9 protein-coding genes and 1 pseudogene are annotated in these 10,535 nt (G+C 62.7%); 7 read left to right on the top strand and 3 right to left on the bottom strand.

All coding sequences use genetic code 11. From position 1 onward, the window contains the following. Both ACXJKO_RS26630 and ACXJKO_RS26625 read left to right on the top strand, forming a co-directional pair. Window positions 1-1,646, top strand: a 1,646-nt coding sequence (locus tag ACXJKO_RS26630) for an AAA family ATPase (RefSeq protein ID WP_457094064.1), incomplete at its 5' end; no start/stop codon positions are given. After that, entirely contained in the window at window positions 1,643-2,641 is a 999-nt protein-coding gene (locus ACXJKO_RS26625) for a hypothetical protein (protein WP_457094063.1), read from the top strand. The genes ACXJKO_RS26630 and ACXJKO_RS26625, both read left to right, overlap by 4 nt. Here the strand turns inward: ACXJKO_RS26625 and ACXJKO_RS26620 are convergent. Next, a complete protein-coding gene (locus tag ACXJKO_RS26620; RefSeq protein ID WP_457094062.1) occupies window positions 2,638-3,288 on the bottom strand; it encodes a hypothetical protein in 651 nt (216 codons plus the stop codon). The two genes, ACXJKO_RS26625 and ACXJKO_RS26620, sit on opposite strands and share 4 nt — an antisense overlap. A 351-nt stretch (window positions 3,289-3,639) precedes the next feature. On the opposite strand from ACXJKO_RS26620, the gene ACXJKO_RS26615 reads away from it, so the two are divergent. Beyond that, entirely contained in the window at window positions 3,640-4,305 is a 666-nt protein-coding gene (locus ACXJKO_RS26615) for a trna delta -isopentenylpyrophosphate transferase (RefSeq protein ID WP_457094065.1), read from the top strand. A gap of 212 nt (window positions 4,306-4,517) precedes the next feature. Here the strand turns inward: ACXJKO_RS26615 and ACXJKO_RS26610 are convergent, their stop codons facing one another. Next, entirely contained in the window at window positions 4,518-6,404 is a 1,887-nt protein-coding gene (locus ACXJKO_RS26610) for a glycosyltransferase (protein ID WP_457094061.1), read from the bottom strand. A gap of 71 nt (window positions 6,405-6,475) precedes the next feature. Between ACXJKO_RS26610 and ACXJKO_RS26605 the strand changes: the two genes are divergently transcribed. Both ACXJKO_RS26605 and ACXJKO_RS26600 read left to right on the top strand, forming a co-directional pair. After that, entirely contained in the window at window positions 6,476-7,351 is an 876-nt protein-coding gene (locus ACXJKO_RS26605) for a transporter substrate-binding domain-containing protein (RefSeq protein ID WP_457094060.1), read from the top strand. A 133-nt stretch (window positions 7,352-7,484) separates the two neighbouring features. Beyond that, window positions 7,485-9,206: a lysine--tRNA ligase gene (locus ACXJKO_RS26600; protein ID WP_457094059.1), complete on the top strand. Its 1,722-nt coding sequence runs from the start codon at window positions 7,485-7,487 to the stop codon at window positions 9,204-9,206. 30 nt (window positions 9,207-9,236) lie between these two features. Here the strand turns inward: ACXJKO_RS26600 and ACXJKO_RS26595 are convergent, their stop codons facing one another. Next, window positions 9,237-9,869 (bottom strand): S24 family peptidase, encoded by a 633-nt coding sequence (locus tag ACXJKO_RS26595; RefSeq protein WP_457094058.1) that lies wholly within the window; start codon window positions 9,867-9,869, stop codon window positions 9,237-9,239. Between the two features lie 153 nt (window positions 9,870-10,022). Between ACXJKO_RS26595 and ACXJKO_RS26590 the strand changes: the two genes are divergently transcribed. Together ACXJKO_RS26590 and ACXJKO_RS26585 are read left to right on the top strand one after the other, a co-directional pair. After that, complete coding sequence (locus ACXJKO_RS26590) at window positions 10,023-10,367, top strand: DUF952 domain-containing protein (RefSeq protein ID WP_457094057.1); 345 nt, start codon at window positions 10,023-10,025, stop codon at window positions 10,365-10,367. Then, a pseudogene (locus ACXJKO_RS26585) lies at window positions 10,364-10,535 on the top strand (quinone-dependent dihydroorotate dehydrogenase); the annotation flags it as partial. The gene ACXJKO_RS26590 and the pseudogene ACXJKO_RS26585, both read left to right, overlap by 4 nt.

Raw genomic sequence — 10,535 nt, 5'->3', positions numbered from 1 at the left:
GGCGCAACCTGGCCGCGTTCGAAACCCTGCTCACTGCGCTCGTGCAAGAGGTCCTGCCCGGCGAGAAGCCGGTGGCGCTAGAACTCTCGACGGAACGCGGCCTGGCTTCGCTCGACATTTGCGTTCGCCGCCCGGACGATACGTTGGAAGACGTGCTCGAGGACAATGGCGGCGCGCTCACCAATGTCATCGGCATGGCGCTTCGGCTCATCGCGGTGGTGAAGGCCGATGTCGCGCGGTTCCTCGCGCTCGATGAAGCCGATTGCTGGATCGCGCCCGAGCGCGTGTCCTCCTTCTACAAGGTGCTGGAGGATGGCGCGGCGCGGCTCGGCGTGCAGTGCTTTGCCGTATCCCACCACGATCTGTCGCAATTCTCCGACAAGTTTCACATTGCCCGCATCACAGGAGAGCCGATCTCCGGGGTGAATGTGCAATCCGCCGATTGCAGCGCGGCCTGGGACGATGCGCAGCCGGGCCTGCGCCATATCCGTCTCGTGAACGTGCAGGCTTATAATGACGCCACGCTGCATCTCGGCCCCGGCGTGAATGCGCTGATCGGCCCGAACAATCGCGGCAAGTCCACCTTCATCCGCGCATTGCGCGCCGTGTTCTACGGCGAGGCGCGTGACAGTCTGGTGCGGGCAGGAGCGAAGAGCGCGACGGTGGAGATCGGTGTCGCGGGCAAGCGCCTGTTGCGCTTCACGCGCCAGCCGCGCCGCTCTCCTGTGAACATCTGGTCGCTTCACGAGGCGGATGGTTCCGTGGTCGATGAGAAGGGCATGCGCTACGAGACCGGTGGGCGCAACGTGCCGGATTGGGTGGCCGATCTCCTACGCATCACCAAGGTCGAGGACCTCGATGTGCATATCGCGCATCAGAAGTTTCCTGTTTTCCTCTTGGGCGAGACCGCGTCCCGCCGTTCGGCGGTTCTGTCGATCGGGCAGGAGGCGAGCTACATCCGCGATATGCTGATGATCCACCGCGAGCGCTGCACCCGCGACAACGCAACGGTGCGCAACGGCGAGCGGGAGTTGATCGCGCTCGAGGAAACTCTCTCCGGCCTGGAGGAAATCTCCGTTCTGAAGGAGAAGCTGAGCACGATCCGCAGTCAGGTCGGCACGATCAAGCAACAGGCAGCGCAGTTGCAGCGCATGCAGGAGCGCGCGGCTCAGTTGACGCTGCTGACGAAGCAGCTACGCAAGTCTCAGGCGAAGGTGTCCGCCATGGCCGCCCTGCCGAGTACGGAGCAGATGACAGGCCTGTCACGCCGCGTCGAGCACGCCCGTGAACGCGAGCGTATCGGCCGTCAGGTCGTTCAGCTGAGCAGGGCGCTGGCTTCGAGCAAGGGGCGGCTTGCCGCGCTGCAAGCCCTGCCCGGCGAAGTTCCTGTCCTTGAAAACACTACCGGCTCGCAGAGCATATTGAAGCGTCTCGGGGATCTTCGCAGCGCCACGCTGATCGCGCAGGGTCGCATGGCCCAGATCGACGAGGGCTTGAAATCCGTGCAGGCCGAGATGGCGCGTCTCGTGGAGGAGACCGGCGGGCTTTGCCCGACCTGCGGATCGCCTGTGAGCGCCGAAACCCTGCTCGATCATCACGCCCATTCCTCTCACTCGTCCTTGCCGTCGGAGCGGCTGACCGCATGATCCTGTCCGGAGATCGACTTCCGCTGATCGCTTGCAACGGCCTGCTCGTGATCGGTGATCCGCATGTGGGCTCAAGGCGTCCGGGGCGGCGCAAGGATACCGTCTGGCCGAAGGCCGTGCTGGGCAAGCTCGAGCATTGCGTGGCGATTGCCAACGCGCGCGGGCTTGCGCCCGTGATCCTGGGCGATCTCTTCGACCGGCCCGTGGAGCCCGATGAGTCGCTGAAGAACCAGCTCATCCGCATCCTGAAAGCGTTTTCTCATCGTCCGCTGGTCAATGTCGGCAACCACGACATCCAGCACATGACACTGACCGATGGCGACACGCTGGCGCTGCTGGGGTTGTGCGACGTGGTCGATGTGGTCGCCGCCTCCGCTCCGGTGGTGGAGTTCCAGATCGGCGAGAAGCGCCTCGGCGTCGGGATGACGCCCTATGGGCAGGCGATCCCGACCGATGCGCGCGGTTCATTCTCCGGCATCGACGGGCAGGCGTGGTTCACGCATCACGACATCGCTTTCGATGGCGGCTATCCCGGTGCCGTGCCACCCTTTGGGGTGGAGGGCTGCGATGTGCTGATCAACGGGCACATTCACAAAACGCAGAAATCAGTGATGGCCGGGCGCACGCGCTGGCTCAATCCGGGCACCATCAACCGCCAATCGGTGGATCTGGTGGATCACGTGCCGCGTGCCTGGATCCTGGATGAAAGCGGCGAGCTGGAAGCGCAGGCTCTGCCCTTCGAGAGCAATGTCTTCGATCTGACGGGACGGCTCGTGGAAGCCGCCGATGGCGGCGTGGTGGCGCGTGAGGTCGAAAGCGCGTTCGTTACGCTGCTCCAGGCGGAATCCTCCACCGAACTGAAGCGCAGCGGCGATGGCGCTATCGTGCGGGATGAGATCGAGGCCAAGTTCAGCGCGGACAACACGCCCGATGCGGTGCGCGCCATCGTGCGCACGCTCCTCAGCGAGGCCGTGGAGCGGCACGCGCAGTCTTAGAACGAGAATGGATCGGTAAAGGGTAGGCGGCGTCGGCGCACCTGGGTTTCGGGCAGGATCGGGCGATTGATGTCGACAGCGATCAATCCCTCGCAGGCGAGCGCCAGAACGGCGGCGACGCCATCCTGCGTGTTCATGACGCCGCCCGCGCAATCGACGAGCCGCATGGTGCCCACTTCATCGAGTTGATGGAGAATGCGCACACGGTCTCCGGCCGTCACCGGCGTGCRCCGGCAGGCCATGATGAGTCGCACCGTCGACATACGCGGCTCAGCGCGGACRCTGGCGGCTGTCTCGATGGAGAAGAACCGGCCGTCCGTCGAGGTGAGGCCGTGGATGGCTGCTGCACGTAAAGGGTGCGTGAGAAGATCATCGTCAGTCAGCACATCGACGAGCTGAGACTGGCCGTCTCTTACGATTTCGAAATCGGCGATGTGCTCGATGGTCTTCTCGCCGATCTCGAACTCGGCAGGATCGGCGGGAGCACGCAGGGACTCGATGTCCGGATCGAGTTCGCAGATCGCCAGGAAGTCGGCGATGAGGGCATTGCGCGTCACCGGCGTGGAGGCGCGCTTCTGCGAGCGGCGTGATCCCGGGCGGCGGTCCGAGCGCTTGTCGGACAAGTCGAGGATCGCTTGCGCGGACATCGGAGCCTCCAGCTTTGTCTCGGGTGAAGGGAAAGACGAGGGCAGCTGCCACTATCGTCTCGAACGATAAGAGTAATCAAGAACAAATATGGAACATGGGTAGCAAAGTCAATTCCGAATCAGGAGTGGGAGAGTTTGTGTTTACAGACCGGAGATACACATATTGGGACAAAACAACGCACCGATTAAACGCCTGTTATTACTCATGTATTCTTGATCCTTCCGGTCTCAGGAAATGGACGCGGGAGCTGCAATCTGCTATAGAACAAATAACGAACGTGCCGGCCTGGGAGAGGCCGAGACAAGAGCGCGAGACCGATTTTTGCGGGCTATTGAAAGATAGGATTGATGATGAACACGACCGACAAGAAGATTGCTGAGGTGCTTGCAAAATTCGAAGAGCCGATGGCCGGYAATGTCTGGCGCGTCCAGGGCACGGCGGTGATCTATCATAAGACCCTGGAGCGTATCGCTGCCCAGGCCAAGATTGCCTTCGACGAGCCCATGATCATTCGCGCCGAGCGGGACGAGGCCGTGATCCAGGTCACGGGCCGCATGGGCGAACGCGTGGAATGGTCCATTGGCGAGGCCCTCGTCGGTGTGAACTATCGCGTTTCAGGCAAGCAGGCAGCTTATGTCTATGCCATGGCCGAGAAGCGCGCGAAGGACCGGGTCATTCTCAAGCTCATCGAGCTTCACGGCTTCGTCTATTCCGAGGAAGAGGCGGATGAGTTCAAGCAGAGCCGTCCGGGCTATGCGGAGCAGCACACGGAGGCCGAGCGCACCGAGGTTGAGAAGACCCGGGTCGAGGTGACCGCCGATGTGGGCGTCGAGGACGAGTTGAAGCAGAAGATCAAAAAGGCGAAGACCATCAACGCCGTGACCGATCTCATGCTGCACGCGGATACGCAGAAGGTGCTCACGGCCCTGCCGGAAGGCATCCGGGATGAGATCCGCGATTTCGCCAAGGCCCGTCTTGTGGAGCTCGGCTGGCCGACCAAGAAGGCCGCTGCCTAAATCCTTTTCCCGAAGTCTTGACCAGCGAGGCGGCCTTGGCCGCCTCGTTTTTTATGCGGATCGCGTTATGATAGAGTTCTGTGCAGATTGATCGGACCTGAAATGAGCTCTGGCATTGAACAAACCGGCATCCGTGAGCGCCGCCTAGGCGCTGCGCTTATCGCTGCGGCTGTGCTTTGCCTCGTGGCCACCGGTGGCCTGCTCTGGTGGCATCAGGGCGGCGCAATCTTCAGCGACATGGTATCGGCCACATTGGCCTGGTGCTTCTGAGGCAGGCTCGCGCGCGATGTGCGCGCATGGCCGTGGCTCGTCTTGTTCCAGCGGAAAGGAGCGATGATGAGCTCCCACAATCCTCTCCAGGCAGCAGCGCTCACAAGTGCGTAATAGAGCGGCAGCAAGGGCACCCAGAACAGCAGACGCCACAAATGACGCCGGTGCAGCGCGACGCAGGCGGGAATGAGCATGGCCGCCGCGCCTGAGATGAACAGCGTCAGGCTTCCTGAATACCAGATCGCCTCCCACCGCGTTCCGGCAATCCAGCTTGGCGTGACGAGCCACGAGATGAGAAACAGCCCGGTGCAGAACGGGTAAACCAGCGCGCTGAGCACCGCGCCGGCAGACAGGATCATGGCGGAGCAGAACCGCCAGAACCCGAATTGCTTCAGCGCGATTGCCGGTTTGCGCGAATGGCTGATGGTGGTTTGCATGTAGCCTTTCATCCATCGCGTGCGCTGCCGCATCCAGGCCCCGAGCGTGATGGGCGCTTCCTCCAAGGTAGAGGAGGGAAGATCGGCGACGCGATAGCCGAAGCGCGAAAGCCTGAAACCGAGATCAGCATCCTCCGTCACGTTCCAGGCATCCCAGCCGTGAATGCGCTTGAGAACAGCCGTGCGGAAATGGTTGGAGGTGCCGCCGAGCGGGATCGGACTGCCGATCTCCGCAAGGCCGGGATTGAGCACATCGAACAACGCCGCGTATTCGATGGTGAACAAACGCGTCAGCCATGAATCGTCCGTGTTATCGATGGTCAGGCGCGCCTGAAGGCAGGCGATGTCACGCGGGCATCGCGCGAAAGCCGAAACGGCGGAGCGCAGTTGCGCCGCATCCGGCACGTCTTCCGCATCATACACGACGGTGAAATGTCCGCGTGCGAGAGGAAGCGCGATATTCAGCGCGCGAGGTTTTGTGCGTGGTTCGCCATGAGGCGCGACGATGATTTCGACGAAGCCCGGCAGGCGGGTCCTGCGCAAGACCGTCATGGTCTCCCGGTCATCGGCTTCGAGCACGAGCTTAATGTCGAGCTTGGCGGCCGGATAGTCGAGACGCCTGAGCGCATCGATGAGGCGTGGGGCGACGCGGCCTTCGCGATAGAGCGCCACGATGATCGTGTAGACGGGCAGAGCCGCATCCTCGATGCGAGTAGCATGATCGTCTCGCGCCACAGGGTGGGGCAGCAGCGAGGATGCAAGGCGGAGCACGATGATCCCGAAGAACAGCGGGCTGAGGATCGCGGCCGCGATGGCGAAAGTCAGGCTGGGGATTTCCACGCTACTATAGGAGAAAACCAGCGCGATTAGCGTCAGGGCAGCAATCTGAGCGATGCTCGCTCCACCACGGCTCGACAGATGCGGCGCCGCATTCGGCAGCGCATCGGCGGCATGATCGGCAATCTTTCGTGCGCTTGCCCGAAAGGCCGCTCTTGCGAGCAGCGAGGGCGCGGTGATTGCAACCCGTCCATGCGGGATGCCCTTGAACAACCGCGCCAGGGCCTCACCGCGAGGGACCAGTACGAAGCCGCCATCCGGCTTTGCGAGCGGGGCGATGCCCGTGAGGATGCTGTCCGGGTAGCGAGCCATCGACGACAGGCGAGGGGTGGATAGGAAGGGCAACTCCAGCTCGACGGCAAGCGCTCTATAGAACGCGATTTCCTCCACCATGCCGGTCTTCAAGACGATCTCATCCGCCGAGACGCCGCTGAGTTCGGCCATCATCACCGCATCCCGCAGGGCCTCCGGTGCAAAACCGTGATGAGCGAGGAAGCCGATCCCGACAGGCAGCGCTGTTGACTGTCGGCGGCTCTCCGCTAGACCCTGCCTCATGAGCGAGGGATACCCTTTTGGGATATTCGGCGTTGATGCAGGACAGCGGACAAGAGAGTATCGTCTTCAAGATGAGTTACATTGTATCAGTTATTGCGTGCTTCTTGCGCAAGATCAAGCCCAGCGCCTGGGCCGCCGTCGCGCTGTCCTCCTTGCTGACGCTCGAGCCGGCTCAGGCTCAAAGCGTTATGGTTCCCAATTTCTGGAACCCGAAGGCGCAGCTTGAGCGGCCGGAAATCCCGGCCACGCGCACCATTCGCTTCCTTGTGGACGACGATTTTCCGCCGCTGCATTTCCCGGCCCTCGACGGCACGCCGACCGGGTTCTCGGTCGAGCTTGCTCGCACTGCATGCGAGCGCCTGACCCTGACCTGCACCGTGCAGGTGCGTCGGTTCGATACGCTTCTAGAGGCTCTGGCCGACCGGCAGGGGGATGTGGTGGCAGCCGCCATTCCCCTCAATGCGGACCTGCGACGGCGTTTCGAGGTTACGGCGCCCTATTTCAAGATCCCGGCGCGCTTCGCGGTCAGGAAGGATCGCAACCAGCCCGCGCCCGAGCTCAAGGCGCTCCAGGGCAAGACCATCGGCGTGGTGGGCGGCACGGCCCATGAGGCCTTCGCGAAGGCCTTCATGACGCCAGCCACCCTCAAGCCGTTCCCTGACCTCCCTGCTGCCCAGGCAGCGCTGAAGGCGGGCGAGATGGATTATCTCTTTGCCGATGGCCTCGGCCTTGCCTTGTGGATCGGCGGCGAGGATGCAGGCAATTGCTGCGCCTTCACGGGTGGGCCTTACCTGGAGCCCCGGTATTTCGGGGAGGGGATCGGCTTCATCGTCCGCACCGAGGACCAGAATCTTCGCCGGGCCCTGGACTTCGCCCTCCAGCAGCTCTGGAAGGAAGGCAAATACGCGGAGCTCTACCTGCGCTTCTTCCCCATCGGCCCCTATTGAGGGGCAGGGCGCGTAACCGGCAGGGTTTTGCCGGTTCGCCAACGGGTATAAAGGCTCGAAGCCGCATTGACCCCTGCGGGGCGTATCCCTACTGTGCCGCGCTTCTGCAAGCCCTTCCTGCAAGCATAGGCCCATGTCCCGACCCGTTACCCTTGATCCCGCCCTCATCGAAGCTGCTCAGACCGCGAACGCCTGGCCGTTCGAGGAAGCGCGAAAGCTCGTGGAGCGGCTCAAAAAGACGGGCAAGAAGGAAGCCCTGTTCGAGACCGGATACGGTCCCTCGGGCCTGCCGCATATCGGCACCTTCGGCGAGGTTGCGCGCACCAGCATGGTGCGCCACGCCTTCCGGGTTCTGACCGGTGACACCATCCCGACCCGCCTCGTCGCCTTCTCGGACGATATGGACGGCCTGCGCAAGGTGCCGGACAATGTCCCGAACAAGGAACTCGTGGCCTCGGCGCTCGGCAAGCCGCTGACCCAGGTGCCCGATCCGTTCGGCACGCATGAGAGCTTCGCGCATCACAACAATGCGCGTCTGCGCGAATTCCTCGATGCCTTCGGCTTCGATTACGAGTTCCTGTCCGCGACCGAGTGCTACAAGGCGGGCCGCTTCGACAAGACTCTGCTGACCGTGCTCGAGCGCTACGATGCGGTGATGGCGATCATGCTGCCGTCGCTGCGCGAGGAGCGTCAGCAATCCTACTCGCCCTTCCTGCCTGTCCATCCGAAGACGGGCATTGTCATGCAGGTGCCCATCGACGAGCGCAACGTGGACGCCGGCACCATCGTCTGGCGCGATCCCGACACGGGCGAGCGCTTCGAGACCCCGGTGACGGGCGGCCATGCCAAGCTGCAATGGAAGCCGGATTGGGCCATGCGCTGGGTGGCCCTCGGCGTCGATTACGAAATGGCGGGCAAGGACCTCATCGACAGCGTGAAGCTCTCGGGCCAGATCGCCAAGGCGCTCGGCGGCCTGCCGCCGGAAGGCTTCAATTACGAGCTGTTCCTCGACGACAAGGGCCAGAAGATCTCCAAGTCCAAGGGCAACGGACTCACCATCGACGAGTGGCTGACCTACGGCACGCCGGACAGCCTGGGCCTCTTCATGTTCAGCAAGCCGCGCGAGGCGAAGAAGCTCCATTTCGACGTGATCCCGCGCCAGGTGGACGATTACCTGACCTTCATGGAGAAGTACCCGGCGCAGGACGCGAAGACCCGTCTGATGAATCCGGTCTGGCACCTGCATGCGGGCGAGCCGCCGGCGGCGGAGCTGGTCTCTTCGGCAGGTTCCAATCAGCCCGGCACCACCATTTCCTTCTCCATGCTGCTCAACCTCGTGGCCGTGGCGAACTCGGAAGACCCGGCAGTGCTCTGGGGGTTCATCCGTCGCTATGCGCCGGGCGTTTCGCCCGAGACGCATCCGCGCCTCGACAGCCTCGTGAAGCATGCCGTGCGCTACTTCGAGGATTTCGTGAAGCCGCAGAAGACCTATCGTCCGGCGGACGAAGTCGAGGCCGCATCCCTGAAGCGCCTGAGCGATGTGCTTGCCTCGTTCGAGACGGGCGATAGGCCCGTGACGGCCGAAGCGATTCAGGAAGAGATCTACAACGTGGGCCGCGCCGAGCCGCGCTATCAGGACTTCAAGGCCAAGGGCGCGACGTCCGAGCGTCCCGGCGTGTCCATCGAGTGGTTCAACACTATCTATCAGGTGCTGCTCGGCGAACCGCGCGGTCCGCGCTTCGGCTCGTTCACGGCACTCTACGGCGTGAAGGAAACGCGCGCGCTCATCGCGAAGGCGTTGGCCGGAGAACTCGTGAGCGAGCACGAGGCTTTCCTGAAGTCGCGGGCGGCCTGAAGATCGACTCTTAAACCTGACTTTTGAATCTTACTGACGCGCCCACATGATACGGGCGATCCACACCACTTCCTCGGTGGGGATCGAGCGCTCCTCGCCGGTTCTGGCAAGCGATGTCACATCAACGGTCTTGGCCGAGCGGCGTTTCAGCTCCTGGGCCAGGATTTCTCCGCCGGTGGTGCATACGACGATGCGGTCGCCCTTGCGCGGGCTCGCGGTCGGCGAGACGATGAGGATGTCCCCGTCGCGATAGAGCGGCGCCATGGTGTCGCCCGTGATTTCGAGAGCGAAAACTTTTTCCTGCCCGAAATCCGGAAACTCGATCTCGTCCCATCCCGGCCCGCCGGTGGGCAGGCCTTCATCCGTCAGGATTTTGCCCGCGGCGGCCTGGGGCATGGCGATCATCGGGATCATCGAACGGCGTAAGGAGCCCGAGGGCTCGACGAGTCGCAGGAAGTCTTCCAGCGTCGCGCCGGTGGCGCGCAGGATTTTCGAGATGGATTCCGTGGATGGCCAGCGCTCACGGCCCTCGGGGCTCACGCGCTTCGACTTGTTGAAGCTCGTCGCATCGAGTCCTGCCTTGCGCGCCAGCCCGGATGCCGTCATGCCGTGGCGTGCGGCAAGTGCATCGATGGCAGCCCAAACGCGCTCGTGAGATAACATTTTACACACCTTCGCAAAATGCGAATGAAACTAAACCGAACTTATACCTAGGAATTAAGGTTGTTCTATGACTCGCGCAATCGCCAACATTAATCTGGGACAATATGTCTAGTCAGGATTGCYCCTAAAGCGCTGTGGGGATACTCACATTTCATGCGTATAATCTACAAAATCTGCCAAAAATCCCTCTGGTCTAGCGCAGAGCAAGCCGGTTTCTTTGCGGGAGCGCCCATCGATATTATCGATGGATACCTCCATTTTTCCACGGCTCTTCAGGTGCGGGAGACCGCAGCGAGGCATTTCGCCGGACAGGACGACCTGCTTCTGGTCGCCATCGACGCGGGCCGACTCGGGCCCGACCTGCGCTACGAGCCCTCTCGGGGCGGCGATCTGTTCCCGCACCTCTACGCGCCGCTTGCCTTGTCGGCGGTCCTGTGGGTAAAGCCGCTGCCACTCGGCCTCGATGGCCGCCACATTTTCCCGGATCTCGAAGCATGATCGGCGCGCTCTTTTCTCTCGCGAAACCCGCACTCCACGCGCTCGATGCGGAGACGGCTCATCAGCTCACGATCCGCAGCCTCTCCCTTCTGCCGCCCAAGCCCGCAGCAAAGGACGATGCGCGTCTCGCGGTCGATGTTTTCGGCCGCAGCTTCCCCAATCCTGTCG

This window comes from Microvirga sp. P5_D2 (genome assembly GCF_054049475.1).
The sequence above is the reverse complement of the archived record's forward strand: the minus strand, read 5'-3'. Positions and strand labels throughout refer to the sequence as shown.